The following is a 16,880-nucleotide window of genomic DNA, read 5'->3' as shown; positions in this document are numbered from 1 at the left end:
CTACCCGGGTATGCCGATGCGTCGCTGCCAGCACCGCGTCGGCCCACGGGTTCCGAGACTCACTGAGTACAGTGGTGGCGATGTACGGAGAGATCAGCACCCACGGGCATGGCTTCTCCGTGCCACAAGACCTACGACGAGTCCCGTCGGGGATCTCGCCGGACATCCGCCTCGGTACGCTCGTGCGAGGGACTGTCTCCCCGACATTCCCCTGCAAGCGGTCCCGCCTCGGCGAAACCGCCGGTCAGCGCTCCTCCGACATGTTCAAGGCGTGAGCATGAGCAGCGACAAGGATCAGGCCGAAGACAGGGCCGAGGAACAGGCTGAGGAGAAGCCGGAGCACCGGGCCGGCGTGACGCCCGAGCCTCGGGCGGAGACCGTCGCGACCGAACCGGAGAAGGCCGAGACGGTGGAGCCTGAGCCGGTGGAGGTCGAGCCAGTCGCGACCGAGATAGTCGAGGCCGAGGTCGTCGCGGCGGGCCCGACCGAGCAGGCTGGCGCGGCCGACGCCGGAGCGGAGGCCGCCGCGGAGCCGACGCCGTCCGACCCGGAACCGCCGTCCGACCCGGAACCGGCGTTCGGCCCCGAACCGGCGTCGGGCTGGAAGCGGGTGGCGGAGCTGATGCGGCCGCGCGGCACACGCTCGGAGCTGCTGACGGGCCTGCTGTGCCTGGCGCTGGGGTTCGCCCTGGCGGTGCAGGTGGGGCAGTCGACGGGGGACCAGCTGAGCAGCCTGCGGGAGGACGAGCTGGTGCGGCTGCTGGACGAGGTGACGCAGCGGGCCGAGCAGCTGGATGCCGAGGTCGCGGACCTGGAGGAGATCCGCGACGACCTGCGGTCGGAGGACGGGCGCGACCAGGCGGCGCGGGATCTCGCGCAGCAGCGCGCGGAGCAGGAGGGCATCCTGTCGGGCCGGCTCCGGGCCCACGGCCCGGGCGTGCAGATCCACGTGGCCGACGGCGGGCGGCCGCTCGAAGCGCAGGTCCTGTTCAACCTGCTCGAGGAGCTGCGTAACGCCGGGGCGGAGGCGATGGAGGTCAACGGGGTTCGGCTCGTCACGACCAGCTACTTCGTGGACTCGGGCGGCGGCGTGGTGCTCGACGGTGCCGCTATCGCCTCCCCGTACGAGTGGACGGTGATCGGCGACCCGGAGACGATCGACCGTGCGCTCGAGATTCCCGGCGGCGCGCTGCCCCGGATCCGCGAGGAGGGCGGCGTCGCGACCACCTCGATCGAGGACGAGGTGACCGTCGACGCCGTGCGCATCCCGGGCGAGCCGGAGTTCGCTGAACCCGCCGACGAGGAGTGACGCCCGCCACGTTCGCGCGGTGCTCGGGCGGGAACCACGGCCGGGCTGCCGAACTGGCATGCGGAACCGCTCTGACGTGGGTATTTTTATCCGAGTTGGTTTCCCAACTTAGGTTTCCGCGTCTATCCCGATCGGGGTAGGTTGAGTGGAACCCGGACGTGGCCCCGGCCGTTGTCCGAGCGTAGGAACCAGCTCACCACCACCGCACCCGAGGAGACCTGATGACGGACCACAGCGCCCATCCGGTCGGGCCCGATACCACGGCCAACCTGGGTCGCATCGCGTTCCCGACCTCAGACGAGCAGGCGCCCCGTACGGCGCTCAGCCCGGAGGAAGCCGCCGCGGTCGCCGCCCTCCCGCGGCACTCCGCGCTGCTCATCGTGCAGCGCGGCCCGGGATTCGGCGCACGGTTCCTCCTGGACACCGCGCGTTCGGTCGCCGGCCGCAGCGAGCAGGCAGACATCTTCCTGGACGATGTCACGGTGTCCCGCAAGCATGCCGAGTTCGTGCGCGAGGGCGACTCGTTCGTCGTGCGCGACATCGGCTCGCTGAACGGCACCTACGTCAACCGTGGACGCATCGACGCCGCCACCCTGGTCACCGGCGACGAGGTGCAGATCGGCAAGTTCCGCCTGACCTTCCACGCCAGCCCGCAGTCGCCGGCGCAGTGGGGCGCGGGGACACCCGCCCCGTGACGACCGGCGCCGCACGCGACCATCGTGGGGTCGACCGCGGCACCGACCCGCGCCCCCTTCATGACGGCGACCGTGCACACGACGACGAGCGCGGCCAGGACCCTGAGGCAGGCGCGCCCTGGCCCCGCGGGATCTCCCGCCAGGCCACGATGCGCATCAGCGACGTGCTGCGTGCCCTGGGCCAGGAGTTCCCGTCCGTCTCGCACTCCAAGCTCCGCTTCCTGGAGGAGCAGGGCCTGATCCACCCTGTGCGCACGCCGTCGGGCTACCGCCAGTACAGCCAGGCCGACGTCGAGCGCCTGCGTTTTGTGCTCACCGAGCAGCGCGACAGCTACATGCCGCTCAAGGTGATCAAGGAACGCCTCGCGGCGATGGACGCCGACCCCGACTCGGCCGAGCACCCCGCGCCGCGCCTCGCGGGCGAGGGGTCGCCCGCGCGACGCCGCTGGACGGCCGCGTCGGTGGCCGACGCGGCGGGCGTCACCGAGGAGTTCGTGCAGAGCCTGGTCCGGGGCGGCCTCCTGCCGGCGTCGAGCAGCACGTTCGGGGCGGGCGCCGTCGAGGTCGCCCGGATCGCGGGCGCCCTGGCCGAGTTCGGCATCGAGCCGCGCCACCTGCGTTCCTTCCGCACCGCCGCCGACCGCGAGGTCGGCCTCGTGGACCAGGTGGTGGCGCCGCTGCGCAGCCAGCAGGCCAGCGCCGCACGCGGCCGCGCCGCGAGCCTCGCCGGCGAGATGGGCGAGCTGTTCACGCGCCTGCACGCCGCGTGGGTTCGCCAAGGGATCGAAGACCTCGGCTGAGCCTGACCAAGCCCTCCCATTGGCCGGGCGCGGCAAGATTTCACCCGGCTTTGCGGATGAACTACTGGTCCATTACCAAAAATTTAGCCCGAGCGCGCGACGAGTGGCGGCTGCACGCCGTACGGTGAAAGCGTGAGGCCGGACGACGTGCCGATGGTCCCCGTGGAGATCCTCGGCGTTCGACAGCAGCAGCGCGATCAGGAGATCGTGGTGCTGCTGCTGGACAGTGCCGCCGACTTGGCGATCCCGATAGTCATCGGGGCACGCGAGGCCAGCGCGATAGCGATGGCGCAGGCAGGCCTCGCCACACCCCGCCCCATGACGCACGACCTGCTCAGGGACGTGCTGGGCGCCGTCGGCGTCACGCTCGTACGGGTCGAGATCGTCGCGCTCGAGGGCGGGATCTACTTCGCGGAGCTCGTCCTGAGCAACGGGGTGCACCTCGACTCGCGGGCCTCGGACGCGATCGCGCTGGCCGTGCGCACCGGCAGCCCCGTCCTGTGCTCGGCGGAGATCGTGGCACTGGCCGGCGTCGAGATCGTCGACGTCGACCAGCAGGCGGAGGTCGAGCGGTTCCGCGACTTCCTCGACCACGTGACTCCCGAGGACTTCCTCGGACCCCCGGGCGGAGGCAACCAGGGTGGCGGACGGACCGGGTGAAAGCCGTGTGAACCGCGACACGCCGAGAGCTTTCACGGCGCGCATCTTTGAAATCACCTTCGACGCGCCATAGCGTGGCCACGACACCCCAGGAGGCACAGTGAACACCAGCGGTGAGAGAGCCACACGCGCTACGGTCCCGCACGGCGCGCAGGGTCTCCTCTTCGGTGAGGACCTGACGGAACAGGACGCCACGACGGGCTACCGCGGCACCACGGCGTGCCACATTGCCGGCATCACGTACCGTCAGCTCGACTACTGGGCCCGCACCGGCCTCGTCGAGCCGAGCATCAAGCCGGCCACGGGATCCGGGACACACCGGTTGTACAGCTTCCGGGACATCCTGGTGCTCAAGGTGGTCAAGCGGCTGCTCGACACCGGCGTCTCGCTGCAGCAGATCCGCACCGCGGTCACGGCACTGCGCGAGCGCGGCGTCGACGACCTCGCGCAGATCACCCTCATGTCCGACGGCGCGAGCGTGTACGAGTGCACCTCACCGGACGAGGTAGTCGATCTCGTCGCCGGCGGCCAGGGCGTGTTCGGCATCGCCGTCGGGCGAGTGTGGCGCGAGATCGAGGGCACCCTCGCCCAGATGCCGACCGAGACGCTCGACCAGGGCGAACCCGGCGACGTCCCTGCCGTCGAGGGCGACGAGCTCGCCCAGCGGCGGGCCGCCAGGTCCGCCGTCTGACCCCGGCTGGCGTAACCTGCGAGCATGCGGCTCACCTTCCACGGTCACGCGTGCGTCTCCATCAGCCTGCCCGACGCCGGAGGCACGCTCGTCATCGACCCCGGCACCTTCAGTGACACCGCGTCCGCGCTCACGGGCGCCGCGGCAGTGCTGATCACCCACGACCACTTCGACCACGTGGACGTACCCACGCTCGTCCCTTTCCTCGACGCGAACCCGGACGTCCCGGTGTGGGCCACCGGCCCCGCCACGAGTGCGCTGCGAGAGGGCGGCGCCCCGGCGGACCGGGTGCACGAGGTCTCGCCCGGCCAGGTGCTGGACGTCGCCGGCGCGCGCGTCACGGTGGGCGGCGGCGACCACGCGCTGATCCACCCCGAGGTCCCGCGCGCGGTGAACGTCACGTACCTCGTCGAGGTCGACGGGGCGAGCGTGTTCCACCCGGGCGACTCGTACGAGGTGCCGGCCCGGCTGCCCGAGATCTCGACGGGCCCGATCCGGCGTGCCGGGGTGGATGTGCTGCTGGTGCCCGTGTCGGCGCCGTGGATGAAGATGCGGGAGGCCATCGACTTCGCGCGGTCGGTCCCGGCCGGGACCGTCGTGCCGATCCACGACGTGTTCCTGTCCGAGGCCGGGCATGCGCTGACCGGCCGGTGGCTGGACACGTCGCGCGTCGGCGGGGACTACACGTACACGAGGCTGTCGGTGGGGGAGTCGCTGGCGGTCTAGCCCGGCGTCAGTGTTGTCCGTCAGAAGCGAGCAGGTCCAGGGTCGATATGCCGGTCCCGCTCGCTCAGCCAGGACACGTCCGTAGGGCCGGCCAGCCTGATGCTCACCATCCGCCGATCATGACATGCCCCAGCCTGCGCACTCCCGAGGAGACCCGGGCAGGCGTGGCGTCGTCGGTTACAGGAGCGGGCGCAGCGGGATCAGGAGATATTCGCCGATCTTGGCGAGCGCGCCGCGTTCGACCCACTGGTCGAGCGTGAGCTCCTTGGCGTTGGACAGGTCCATGGCGAACACGTCCTCCATGCGGCCGGCCAGGCCCGGGTCGACGATCTCGAGGTTGACCTCGTAGTTGCCCGTGAGGCTGAGCCGGTCGATGTTGGCGGTGCCGATCGTGGTCCAGCGGCGGTCGATGGTCGCGGTCTTCGCGTGCACCATGGCGCCCTGGTACAGGAAGATCCGTACGCCGCCGCGCAGCAGGGAGGCGTAGTGCCCGCGGGCGAGCCAGTCGGCCACGACGTGGTTGGAGCGGTGCGGCACCAGGACGCGGACGTCGACGCCGCGCGTGGCCGCGGCGAGCAGCGCGGCGTGGATGTCGTGGTCGGGGATGAAGTACGCCTGGGTGATGTAGATGTGGCTGGTGGCCCGGTCGATCGCGTCGAGGTAGATCCCGCGGATGGGGAACACGAGCTCGGAGGGCGCGTTGCGGGCGGCCTTGAGGTGGGGCAGCCAGGTCTTGGAGCCGACGTCGGACAGGATGGGGTGGCGCGGCTTGCGGTGGCGGTTCCAGAAGTCGACGAACGCGTTGCGCAGCTCCCACACGGACGGCCCTTCGAGCCGTACGTGGGTGTCGCGCCACTGCGTGGCGTACAGGGAGCCGATGTTGTACCCGCCGACGAACCCGGTCTCGTCGTCGACCACGAGGATCTTGCGGTGGTCGCGGCCCGAGGTGCGGATGTTGAGGTAGGCCATTCCGGGGCGCAGCACGGGGAAGCGCAGCACGTGCACGCTCGGCGGGAAGCGGAAGAACGTGTACGGGACCACGAGGTTGGCGAAGCCGTCCACGATGACGTAGACGTCGACACCGCGGGCAGCGGCGTCGATGAGCGCCTGCTTGAACCGCCGGCCCATCTGGTCGCTCTTCCAGATGTAGGACTCCAGCATCACGGTCTTGCGCGCCCCGTGGATGGCCTCGAGCATCGCCTCGTACAGGTCGGCACCGTAGGTGTAGACAGTGGTGGCGGTCTCGTCGATGTGCTCGGTGAGCGGCTTCTCCGTGGGGAAATTCGCAGTGAGCGGGTGCACGCGGCGCCGGATCTTGTCGGTCACCATGAGCGCGATGGCTGCCCCGACCGGTACGGCGGCGGCGACGACGGCCGCCCGGGTCGCTATCGTGCGGGCACGGGACATGAAGCCGGACGGGATGTCGAGCGTGAGCTTCGGGAAGTTGCCGGGGACCTTGCGAGACGCCACGCGCTTACGGTACCCGGTCTCACTTCTACGAACCCGGATAACGGCCGGCCGGCCGTGTCGGCCCAAGCGGTCACGCATGTCAGTGGAATGTCGTCGCGTAGTACGTCTGCTGGTCCACGGGCTCGACGGTGACATCCTGGGTGCGTTCGAGGTGGCGGCGCAGGTTGTCGGCGAACCGCAGGGAGTCGTCGTTGAAGCGGGAGATGTCGTAGGCACACACCACACGGTGCTCGGCGAGGTGGGCAACGAGAGCATCGATCATGTCCATGAAGGTGCGCGTGGAGCGTCGGCTCGGGTGCGCGAGCGTGAACCCGATGTACCAGACCGCCCCGCGCGCCGCCTGCTCCGGATAGCGCGCGGCGAAGAACTCCGGGCTCACCCACGGCACCGCGGCGAGGTCCGTCGCGAGCGTGGTCAGCCCGACCGCCTCGCCTCGCTCGTCATGTGCGAGGAGCTTCGTCACTCGGCGGTCAGCCATCTCCTCGTCGAACTCCTCGCGATGCAGCACGTGCCGAGCGGCGGCGCGTGTGCGCAACGGACCGAAGGCCTCGAGGTACAGCTCCCAGAAGCGATCGGCGACCTCGCCGGTCACGGTAGCCTCGAAGGCCACTTCAGAACCCACGGTGGACCTCCTCCCAGCCCGTGCGACGGAAGGTCGCGACGACCACTGCACACACGGGCAGCGTGACGCAGGTGATGCCTGCGACCCGACGGCCCTCCGGGTGATAGGTGCCGCCGCGCGTGGCCGAGAGGTCCTCGAGGCTGTGCGTGAGGTCCGTCGAGACCTGCTCGCGCGAGGGACCTTCGTGCTCGACGAAGAGGCCCGCACCGCTGCCGTCGTCGCGCCGGGACCAGGCGACCCCGGCCCAGGCCTCGTGCCCCGCGAGCAGTGCGTGCGCACGCGCATACACGCAGTACAGGGCGTCACCGTGGTCGCCTTTCAGCTGTTCCCTACCGTCCACCTCGAGGACCCGGCTACCGGGCGGGACGATGGAGCTGAGCCGGAGGAGGTTGAAGTCGCTCACGCCTGCGTCGGCGAGAGCGGCGTCGAAGGCGGCAAGCGTGGTCCGGCCGGTGCCCGTGCCGACACTCACACGAATAGTCAGGGGATCGGTCATGAGGTCCTCGATGAGGGGGGTTCTCCGGTCTCGCCGCCGTCGCCGGCGCCTGTGCGACTTGCGACAGTGCGACCGGCGACGACATCCAGGAGGTCGAGCACGGAACGCAGGACGGCGTCCGGCGTGGTGTGGCTCTTGGTGAGGAAGACCGTCCGGCCCAGCTGAAGGTCCTCGCGCTCCTCCAAGCTGACCTCCGCGCCCGAATAGACGACGAGGGGGACCTCGCGGAGGCGGCCGTGGCGACGCAGATCGGCGACGAGCTCCTGCCCGTTGGCGCCGGGGAGCTTGAGGTCGAGAAGGACGAGGTCCGGCTCGGCGCCACTGGCGAGAGCGTCCCGAGCCTCACTCACCGAACGCGCCTGGGTGACGGAGAGCCCGCCGTTCTCCAGGACCGTCGCCACGACGGTTCGCAGGTTGTCGTCGTCCTCGACGACCAGGACCCGGTTGTGGGTCGGCCGCCGGCGGATGACCTCCCGGACGGTCTCGATGAGACGGCCGGGGTCCACGGGCTTGACGAGCCAGCCGTCGGCCAGCACGGCGGTCTCCAGCGCGTCCGTCGGACGCGTCCCGGACACCACGACGACGGGCAGTCCGGCGGTCGCGGCGGACTGCCGCAGCCGGCCCAGCACCTCAGCCCCGCTGGTGCCCGGCATCGCGAGGTCGAGCACGATCGCGGCGGGCCGCTCCTCGTCGATCGCTTCGAGCGCCGCACTTCCGTCTGTGACGCCGACGACGTCGTACCCCCGCTCCTCCAGGACCCTGCGGAACATGTCGACGACGTGCGGCTCGTCGTCCACGACGACCACCCGCGTCGCTGCGGGAGCCTCCTCCAGCGACTCCTCCGCGGTGCGGTTCACATCCAGGGTGACGCGACGGAGAGTGAACCGGAAGCTCGAACCTCGGCCCTCGCCCTCGCTGACCGCCCACAACCGCCCGCCGTGCCGCTCGACGATGCTGCGGGCGATGGTCAGGCCGAGCCCGCTGCCGCCCCGCTCGCGCGTGTCGGAGGCATCAACCTGTTCGAACCGGCCGAAGATTGCCTCTAGCTTGTCCGGCGGGATGCCGCGGCCCTCGTCGTCGACACGCAGCTCGACATAGTCACCGACCGGCATGGCTGTCACGCGGACGGTGCTGCCGTGCGGGGAGAACCTGACGGCGTTGCCCAGCAGGTTGGTGAGCGTCTGCACGATGCGCTCGCCATCCGCACGGACGACCTCCGAGGATCCGACGGGCCGGAGGGCCACCCCGGCCTCGTTCGCCAGGACCGCAACCTGGTCCACCGCCGTGGCCACGAGTGCATCGACCCGGTGCTCCTCGAGCTCGAGCCGTGTCGTGCTCGCGTTCAAGCGCTCGGTGTCGAGGATGTCGTCCACGAGCCGACCGAGCCGCTCGCTGCTCGTCAGCGCGATGTGGATCATGCGCGCCGCCTGCTCGGGTTTGTCATCGAGAGCGTTGCTGTCGATGAGCCCGAGCGCGCCTCGGATCGCCGTCAGCGGGGTTCGCAGCTCGTGGCTGACCACGGACACGAACTCGTCCTTGATGCGCTCCATCTCGCGCCGCTCCGTGACGTCGCGGAAGGCGACGACCGCGCCGCGGATCCCTCCGTCGTCGCGCAGTGGGCTCGCGGTGACCTCGACGGGCACTTCGTTCCCCGTCCCGTCCAGGCACCGGTAGACGTCCTGCTCGGCCGTGGCGGTGATCCCGTAGCGCAGGGCCTCGGTGATGTAGCAGTGTTCCACGGGGTGGGAGCTGCCGTCCTCGGCCAGCGCGTGGAAGGTGGCGTGCGCGTTGCGCCCCACGAGGTCCGCGGCGGACGTACCGAGCGACTGCGCCGCGGCCGCGTTGATGAACGTCACCAGCCCTTCGGGGTCCACCCCGTAGATCCCGTCGGCCACCGACTCCAGCGTCCGCTCACGTTCGCTCGCGAGCGAGCGCAGCTGCGTGGTGCGTTCCTGGACGCGCCGCTCGAGCCCGTGACGCAGGGACGCGTTGTCCGCGACGACCAGGATCTGGCGCACGACGACCGCGACGAGCACGGCGACCCACAGCGCGTTGGCCACCCCGGGTAGTCCCTGGCCCGCCTGGACGACGCGCACCAGCGCCGCTGTGAGGAACAGGCAGAACGTCACGATCGTGCCGAGCACCGGCGTCCCGTCCCCGGGCCGGCCGACGACCGAGGTGCCGGAGGCCGCCGGATGGCGCGCGGCGAGCGCGATGGCGACATATCCGCCGATCCAGCCGACGTCGACCGGGCTGCCGAACATGAAGCCACCTGCCGCGGTCAGCAGCGCGAAAGCCACGTCCGCAACGGCGTACAGGACGAACCCGCCGCCCACGAGCACGAGCGGCACACGTTCGGCGGCGCTCGAGCGGGTCATGACGAGGACCGCGAGAGTCGCGAGCAGGGCGTCGACCACGGGCAGGGCGTAGGCAGTGAGCGTCGGCTGCGCCGCCAGTGCGTCCCCATCCAGTACGACGGCGAAGAGCGCGATGTACAGGACGGAGCCGCCGACCACGATGCTGTCCAGCAGCATGCGCACCATCTCGCGGCCGCGCGGTCGGACAGCCGGGAAGAGCGACATGCCCACCACGCCGAGCGCGAGAGCGGCGATGTAGGCGGCGTCCCCGGTCTCGGGGTCGCCGACCAGCCCCGCGTAGACGTTGCCGGCGAGCCCGACGACTCCGCCCAGGGAGAGGATGCCCCACGCCCGCCGGCGACGACCCGTCGACTGCACCGCGCGCCGCCCACAGCTCGCCGCCGCGACGACACCCGCGGCGGCGATCGCCACCATGGAGATCTGTTCGCGCGTCGCCTGGTCGAAGGGGCCCAGGAGCAGGAGGACGACCAGGAGGACCGCGATGCCGGCCACCCAGGACCAGCGGACGAACCTGCTCCATGACCGCGCGGCAGCGCTTCCTGACCACACGCTCTCCAAGGGGAGGCCACCATCGCCGACCCCGGGGGAGCGGGCGGTCACCCGCGCCATCCGAGGAGGTCGGTGATCTGTTCCGGAAGGGCGATCGGGTCGAACGGCTTGGCGAGCACGCCGGCGACGGCGAGGTCTTCATACCGGCGCCGCTCCGAGGGCTGTACCTTGGCGGTCAACAGGATCACGGGGACGCTGCGCGTACGTGCGTCCTCCTGGAGCCGGGCGAACGTGGTCGGCCCGTCCATCGTGGGCATCATGACGTCCAGCAGGACCGCGTCCGGTGGATCATCGGTGCACAGGGAAACTGCCTCGGCTCCGTTGGTGGCGACGTCCACCTTCCATTCGGTAGCCACCTCGAGGCTGATCCGCACGACTTCACGGATCGCCTCCTCGTCGTCGACCACGAGTATCCGGCGGTTCATCGGGCCGCCTCCGTCATTACCGTCTCGAGTAGTTCCAGCATCTGCCGTCCTACCTCCTCGCGCGGTCGGTCCAACGACACGGGTTAAAAAACGCTTCTAGCCAGTAATCGTGCCAGGCCACGCGCGCCCGCGCCCGTTGTCGAGCGGAGAACCATGCCGACGACAGGCGGCTTGCCGTATTCGTGCGTACCGTCAGGTAGGCGGGGCGACCACGGGCGAGGGCGCTCCCTGACTGGGGGGAGGGCCGATGGCAAGAGACAAGGCTTCGTCCGGCACCTGGTCGGCGCTGGTCGTCGAGGACGATCCCGACGCGGGTGAGTTCACGCGCACGGTGCTCGAGCAGCACGCCGGGATGCACGCCGTCATCGCCGGCGACGCGGAGAGCGCGCTGGCGGTCCTGCGGGCCGAGAGCTTCGACCTCGTGCTGATCGATATCGAGCTGCCCGGGCGCTCCGGCCTGGAGATCCTGCCGGAGGTGCACCAGCTGGCCGCGGGCGTCCCCGTCATCATCCTGACGGCGCACAATCGCGTCGACTATGCCGTGGACGCCCTGCGCGGCGACGTGGACGACTTCCTGGTCAAGCCAGTCGACATGGCGCTGCTCGTCGAACGGGCAACCGCGCTCGCGCGCCGAGGCCGGGCGTGGCGCGCGGACCGCACCAAGACGGTGCTGGCGGTGGGTGCCCACCCGGACGACGTCGAGCTCGGCGTGGGCGGCGCGCTCGCCGCGCACGCGAGCAGCGGAGACCGGTTGGTGATCCTGACGATGTCAGGCGGCTCGGCGGGCGGGTATGCGGAGGCGCGGTACGTGGAGGCGAAGGCGGCTGCCCAGATCATCGGTGCGCGGCTCATCCACCTGGGCTTCGAGGACACCCACCTGGACTCGGCGTCGGGCCCGATCACGGCGCTGGAAGAGGTGATCCGGGACGTCCGGCCGGATCGGGTCTACACGCACAGCAACCATGACCGGCACCAGGACCATCGCGCGGTGCACCAGGCGGTCCAGGTCGCGTCCCGCGACGTCGCGGACCTGGCGTGCTTCCAGAGCCCGTCGTCGACCGTCGACTACCGGCCGGACCGGTTCGTGGACATCGCCGAGCACCTGGAGACCAAGCTGCGGATGCTGCGCATGTTCACCTCGCAGGCGCACCGGGACTACATGGCTGAGGACGTCGTGCGAGCCACCGCCAGGTACTGGTCGCGGTACATGCGGGGCCACTACGCGGAGCCGCTGGAGACCGTTCGGTCCACGATGCGGCTCACGTCGGCACCGGAACAGGTGTCCGCGGACCATGCGCCCGGAAAACCTGCGGACGGGTGAGCGCGCCGAGACCGCACACGGCCTGGGACGGCCACCTGGACGGCCAGCTGGACCGCTTCACTGAGCGCCTCCTCGCGCCAGATGCCGTAGGGCTACGCCTGGTCGCGTTCACCGTCGTCTACACGATGTCATGGGTGCTGGTACCCCTGCCGTCGGCATCTATGGCGTCGGGCGGAACCGTGGCCTGGTTCGAGATGTGGCTGGGTCTGGTGATGGTGCTGGGCGCGCAGGTCGCAGGTGTGCTCATCCCGTGGGACCGCATCCCGGCCGCATGGCAGTCGGTGCTGCCACTGGTCCAGATGGGTGCGCTCGTCGCGCTGCAGCACGGGTCTGGCGCGGCCGTGGCGTCGGTCGATGCGCTGCTCCTGCTTCCGGTGGTGAGCCTCGGGCTGCAGGCGACGAGGTCCGCTGTGGTGCTGGCAACCGCCGGTACGGTGGGGGTGCAGGTGGGGCTGGTGCTCGGTGGACCCGAGCTCATCGCTGAGCCGGCCGTACCGCGTGCCGTGGTGCCGGTGGTCGCCTTCCTGATCGCGTTCGGCACGGCCGCTGTGGCCCGGCACGCACGGGCCGTCACCACCGAGGCCACCGAAGCTGACACGACCGAGCGGCCGCAGGACGAGGTCATCGGCATGGTCGGACATGCGCTGCGCTCGCCCCTGACCACGGTGCTCGGGTACGCCCAGCTCCTGGGCGCAGGCTCCCTGACCGACGACCAGCACACCTATGCGGACGTCATCGAGCGCAGCGGGCGCCGCCAGCTGCGGCTCATCGACGAGCTGCTGATGAGCGTGCGGCTGGCGGCCGGGCAGCACAGCATCGCCCGGAAGAACGTGGACCTGGTCCGGGTGTCGCGCGCCTGCGGCGACGAGCTGGGCCCGACGGCGTGGGCCGCCGGGTTGTCGCTCACGGTGGTGACGCCCGGACCGGTTGCGGTCTCGGGAGACCCGGAGCTCCTGGCGCAGGCGATCACCATCCTGCTGGACGACGCGATCAGGCGCACGCCGCGCGGCGGTGCGGTGACGGTGCGGGCCGGTCTGCGTGGTGTGGCGACCCAGGAGGCGGTGATCGAGGTCGCCGACACGGGAGTCGGCATGGGGCCCGACGAGCTCGGCCGGCTCACCGAACGGCTCGACCGCTATCGCGCCGCCAAGGGCCATACGATCCTGGGGTTCGGGCTCGGTCTGCCGGTCGTGCAGGCCATCGTGGACGCGCACGGCGGCACCATGGGGGTCGGCAGCTCGCCCGGTGCGGGGACCAGGGTCACGGTGACTCTGCCGACGGCGTCGTCGACGGACTCTCCGACGAGCTCGTCGGTGGAAGCCGAGTCCACACCTCGCTGAGCGCGCTCCAGTGCTCCGCCGTCATCAGTGTGTACGGCGTGACGTTGACCGACGTGATGCCGTTCGTGCGCGCGGCCCGGGCGGCGTCGGCCATCACCTGCGGCGAGATCGAGTCCTTCGGTGTGCCGTGGTCCCAGAGCCCCACGGAGAGGGTGAGCTTGTCGGTCGGGAGATCGGAGCGGGCAAGTGCCGCGGTGAGCGGCTCGACGTCGTCGGACGTGTGGTTGCCGATGCCGAGGTAGACCCACAGCACGACCCGATCGGCGTGCCGGGCGAGCAGGGGGTAGCTGAGACCGGCGTCGGGCCGCCCCACGTCCGGGTTGTCCCAGTCGATCAGTGCGTCCATCGCGAGGTCGGTTCGCTTGCCGGTCTCGGCGGCCACGTCGTCCAGCACCGCACCCGCGCGCTCCAGGAAGTCGGCGACCACCTGCGAGCGCCAGGCGGCGATCTCGGGCGCATCCTCGTCGATGCTCCCGTCGGGTAGTCGGGGCCAGTCCTGCGCGCCCGTCATCTCGCGGTAGAGGGCGGCGTCGTCGTCGCCGTAGGTCTCGTCGTCGAACTTGAACTCCGTGAAGGTGATCTGGTCGGGCTGGTAGCGGCGGGCGAGCTCTTCCAGGAGCTCGAGGTAGCGTTCACCGACGGGGCCGTCGTGCAGCGCGGTGGCGGACGGGAAGTATCGCGAGCGGGAGCCGTCGGCGCGGACTCCTGCCACCGTTGGGTCCTGCTTGATCCAGCTGGGGATCAGGGCGTCGATCAGGAGGTCGACGAGTCGTGGCTCGTCGTCGGGCCCTCGTGCCGTCTCGTTGATCGCGTGGGCGAGGTGGTCCCGGCCGGCCTCTGCCGCGGCGTCGGGGTGGGCGGACCAGTCGAAGGCCGTGAACTCGACGCGGCCGGCCGCGAGGGTCACCATGTTGGCGTTCGCCTCGTCGAGCCGCTGCCTGACGGCGTCCCAGTCCTGGTCGGGGTCCGCGACGTCCTCGATGCCGAGGCTGATCGACTGCCGGTGGTCCGACTGCACCAGCGGCCGGTCCACGGTGACGGCATCCGGGCTGCAGGCGGCGAGGGTCGTGGCGAGCGTGGCGGCGAGGGCTGCGGCAGCGAGGATTCTCCTGGCGCGGGGTGCGTGGTGATCGGTCATGAGCCCTGTCCCGTGTCGACGGAGATCGTCCCGCTTCGATCCATCTTGTTCCACCGGCTCTCGGCACCGCGCAGCTCCAGCCAGATCGCGCGCAGCATGACCAGGCTCATCACCGTCGAGAAGAACGGCCACAGCGGCAGGGTCCACGCGTGCCGCAGGTCGCCGGGTGAGCGGTCCACGAGGACGGCGAGCACGAGCAGGGCGACCGAGAGCGGCACGCTGAGGAGCAGGAGCACCTGCCAGAAGGTGGCTGGCAGGACGCCCGGGTCGCCGAGGAACGCCAGCGCCACGAACACCGCGAGCGCGGCGACCTGGAGCACGGGGCCCAGCACCTGGGCGATGAGGTTGAACGCCAGGTAGGGGCCGAACGATCCGTAGCGCGGGTTACCGGTCATGTCGTGGTGCAGGCGTATGGTCTGCAGCAGGCCACGTCCCCAGCGCACGCGCTGGTTCCATAGCGCGGGCAGCGTGGACGGTGACTCGGCGTAGACCAGCGCGCGCGGTGCGAAGGCGGCGCGGTATCCGGCCCGGTAGACCCGCCAGGTGAGCTCGAGGTCCTCGCCGATGGTGTCCTCGCGGAGCGGGCCGGTGCGTTCCAGCACGTCGCGGCGGAATGCCCCGGTGTTGCCGGAGACGATCGGCAGGCAGTGCAGCACGGTCAGTGCGCGGCGCACCAGTCCGGTGCCTACGTGGTTGATCATGGCGAGGAAACGGGTCTGCACGCGGTCGAGGTTCACGGTGCGGTCGTCCCCGCACACTGCGCCGATGCGCTCGTCGGTGAAGCCGCGGACCATCTCGGTGAGGGTGTCGGGCCCGAACACGCCGTCCGCGTCGACCAGCACCAGGATCTCGCCCCGGGCGTAGCTGAGGCCGTGGTTGAGCGCGGCGCCCTTGCCTCGGTTGGGCTGCGTGTACGCGTGGACACCGGGTAGCTCGGCGGCGAGCGCCTGGAGCTTGGCGTAGGTGTCGTCGCTGGAGCCGTCGTCGACGCACACGACCTCGAAGTCGGGGTAGCGGGTGCGCGCGATGGAGCGCACGCAGGTCTCCACCACGACGCCCTCGTTGTAGGCGGGCACGATGACCGAGATCGAGGGCGGTGACGTGCGGCCTGGGCGGTCGAAGAACGTTCCGGCGTGCGGCGGGGCGTCGGGCGGTAGGTGCGAGCGGCGCATCTCGTACCGGAGGGCGAACGGGAGCATGAGCAGTCGGACGATGCCGACGGCGAGCATCGTCATGCCGAACACCAGTGCCGTTGCGGCCAGGATCTCTGTCATCGTGGGGTCCGTCTCATCTGGGTCGGCTGCCGGGTCGGGGTGGCCCCCACTGGGCGAGCACCGCGTCCAGCAGCTCGGGGGCGTGGGCGCTGTTGGCGCCGAAGCGGCTGTTGACCTCCAGGACCACAGGCGCTCCCGTCGCGTCGCGGCGGATGTCCAGGTCCACGGGGCCGACGAGGCCGAGTGCCTCGACGGCCTGTCGGGCCGTCTCCTCGATGTCGGGTGCGGCACCGGCGAGCGGGCGTACGACGGCGGCGGCGTTGCCTACCCGGCCCTGCTTGAGCGCGGTCTTCTCCAGCACCACGACCGTGCTGTGGCCGGTGGGGGACCGGTACACCTGTGGGCCGTACTCGGTGCCGCAGGCGAACGACTGGACGATCCAGGACGCGTCCAGGTCGGCCCAGTCGGCTGTGCCGGCGGGGCCGGTGTGCGACTCGATCAGCCGCACCCCGCGGCCGCCGCGGGAGACCCGCGGCTTGACCACTATCGGCCCGCCGGCCCAGGCGAGTGCGTCCCGTGAGCCGGCGAAGTCGGTGGCGAGGGCGTACCGGGGGATCGGCACCCCGCTGCGGTCGAGCGCGAGCATGGTGAGCAGCTTGTCGGCCGCGATCGCGGTGGATCCCGGGGCGGCGATCACTACCGTGCCCGATGTGTCGGCAGCGCGGGACGTTGCCGGAGCACTGCGGCCCGCCCGGCGGCCGAGGGCCTGGGCGAGCACGGCAACCTGGGGCAGCTCGTCCTGCACGGTGGGCAGCACGAGGTCGGGGGCGTACTTGTCGATGAGGTCGCGCATGCCGGTGGCGTAGTCGAAGGCGTCGGCTCGGGGGGCGAGATCGGTGACCGGGAAGCTGGGGTCGGTCACGGGGACGATGTCGACACCGACCCAGGTGAGGTCTGCGCCTTCTGCGGCGCGGGAGGTGAGCTGTGCTCCGAGCGCACGGCCCGCAGGACCCCCCGCGCCGGTCACGAGGACGGACGTCATGGCT

16 protein-coding genes are annotated in these 16,880 nt (G+C 70.8%); 8 read left to right on the top strand and 8 right to left on the bottom strand.

Annotated features, from left to right (window positions below):
- Positions 1-277 precede the first annotated feature (277 nt).
- The 6 genes from IE250_RS19645 to IE250_RS19620 all read left to right on the top strand — a co-directional run bounded on the left by IE250_RS19645 (position 278) and on the right by IE250_RS19620 (position 4,881).
- A complete protein-coding gene (locus tag IE250_RS19645) occupies positions 278-1,309 on the top strand; it encodes a DUF881 domain-containing protein (RefSeq protein ID WP_189670986.1) in 1,032 nt (343 codons plus the stop codon).
- A 221-nt stretch (positions 1,310-1,530) separates the two neighbouring features.
- A complete protein-coding gene (locus IE250_RS19640; protein WP_189670985.1) occupies positions 1,531-2,004 on the top strand; it encodes an FHA domain-containing protein in 474 nt (157 codons plus the stop codon).
- A complete protein-coding gene (ftsR, locus tag IE250_RS19635; protein WP_229872598.1) occupies positions 2,001-2,804 on the top strand; it encodes a transcriptional regulator FtsR in 804 nt (267 codons plus the stop codon). The genes IE250_RS19640 and ftsR overlap by 4 nt, the downstream gene beginning before the upstream one ends.
- 153 nt (positions 2,805-2,957) lie before the next feature.
- Positions 2,958-3,464, top strand: a complete 507-nt coding sequence (locus IE250_RS19630) for a bifunctional nuclease family protein (RefSeq protein ID WP_189671114.1) — start codon at positions 2,958-2,960, stop codon at positions 3,462-3,464.
- A 100-nt stretch (positions 3,465-3,564) separates the two neighbouring features.
- Complete coding sequence (locus IE250_RS19625; protein ID WP_189670983.1) at positions 3,565-4,155, top strand: MerR family transcriptional regulator; 591 nt, start codon at positions 3,565-3,567, stop codon at positions 4,153-4,155.
- Between the two features lie 24 nt (positions 4,156-4,179).
- Complete coding sequence (locus IE250_RS19620; protein ID WP_189670982.1) at positions 4,180-4,881, top strand: MBL fold metallo-hydrolase; 702 nt, start codon at positions 4,180-4,182, stop codon at positions 4,879-4,881.
- A 177-nt stretch (positions 4,882-5,058) separates the two neighbouring features.
- Here the strand turns inward: IE250_RS19620 and IE250_RS19615 are convergent, their stop codons facing one another.
- The 5 genes from IE250_RS19615 to IE250_RS19595 form a co-directional block, all read right to left on the bottom strand.
- A complete protein-coding gene (locus IE250_RS19615; RefSeq protein WP_189671113.1) occupies positions 5,059-6,288 on the bottom strand; it encodes a phospholipase D-like domain-containing protein in 1,230 nt (409 codons plus the stop codon).
- A 142-nt stretch (positions 6,289-6,430) separates the two neighbouring features.
- A complete protein-coding gene (locus IE250_RS19610) occupies positions 6,431-6,973 on the bottom strand; it encodes a hypothetical protein (protein WP_189670981.1) in 543 nt (180 codons plus the stop codon).
- The gene (locus tag IE250_RS19605) at positions 6,963-7,469 is read right to left on the bottom strand and encodes a pyruvoyl-dependent arginine decarboxylase (RefSeq protein ID WP_189670980.1); all 507 of its coding nucleotides are present in this window, start codon (positions 7,467-7,469) and stop codon (positions 6,963-6,965) included. Before IE250_RS19605 ends, IE250_RS19610 begins: the two co-directional genes overlap by 11 nt.
- Positions 7,466-10,447, bottom strand: coding sequence for a response regulator (locus tag IE250_RS19600; RefSeq protein WP_189670979.1), 2,982 nt, complete (start codon positions 10,445-10,447; stop codon positions 7,466-7,468). Before IE250_RS19600 ends, IE250_RS19605 begins: the two co-directional genes overlap by 4 nt.
- Entirely contained in the window at positions 10,444-10,821 is a 378-nt protein-coding gene (locus IE250_RS19595) for a response regulator (RefSeq protein WP_189670978.1), read from the bottom strand. Before IE250_RS19595 ends, IE250_RS19600 begins: the two co-directional genes overlap by 4 nt.
- Before the next feature lie 247 nt (positions 10,822-11,068).
- Between IE250_RS19595 and IE250_RS19590 the strand changes: the two genes are divergently transcribed.
- Positions 11,069-12,142, top strand: coding sequence for a PIG-L family deacetylase (locus IE250_RS19590; protein ID WP_189670977.1), 1,074 nt, complete (start codon positions 11,069-11,071; stop codon positions 12,140-12,142).
- Positions 12,139-13,482 carry a sensor histidine kinase gene (locus tag IE250_RS19585; RefSeq protein WP_189670976.1) on the top strand — a complete coding sequence of 448 codons (1,344 nt, stop codon included), beginning with the start codon at positions 12,139-12,141 and terminating at the stop codon, positions 13,480-13,482. Before IE250_RS19590 ends, IE250_RS19585 begins: the two co-directional genes overlap by 4 nt.
- Here the strand turns inward: IE250_RS19585 and IE250_RS19580 are convergent.
- Genes IE250_RS19580 through IE250_RS19570 form a run of 3 tightly spaced genes read right to left on the bottom strand, consistent with a single transcriptional unit; the run spans position 13,403 to position 16,876 of the window.
- Complete coding sequence (locus IE250_RS19580) at positions 13,403-14,620, bottom strand: hypothetical protein (protein WP_189670975.1); 1,218 nt, start codon at positions 14,618-14,620, stop codon at positions 13,403-13,405. The two genes, IE250_RS19585 and IE250_RS19580, sit on opposite strands and share 80 nt — an antisense overlap.
- Positions 14,617-15,894, bottom strand: a complete 1,278-nt coding sequence (locus IE250_RS19575; protein ID WP_189670974.1) for a glycosyltransferase family 2 protein — start codon at positions 15,892-15,894, stop codon at positions 14,617-14,619. Before IE250_RS19575 ends, IE250_RS19580 begins: the two co-directional genes overlap by 4 nt.
- A gap of 13 nt (positions 15,895-15,907) precedes the next feature.
- Positions 15,908-16,876, bottom strand: a complete 969-nt coding sequence (locus IE250_RS19570) for an ATP-grasp domain-containing protein (protein WP_189670973.1) — start codon at positions 16,874-16,876, stop codon at positions 15,908-15,910.
- Between the last annotated feature and the right edge of the window lie 4 nt (positions 16,877-16,880).

Origin of the sequence: Promicromonospora soli (genome assembly GCF_014653785.1) — a bacterium.
Taxonomy (GTDB): domain Bacteria; phylum Actinomycetota; class Actinomycetes; order Actinomycetales; family Cellulomonadaceae; genus Promicromonospora; species Promicromonospora soli.
This window is presented reverse-complemented; position numbering and strand designations above follow the sequence as displayed.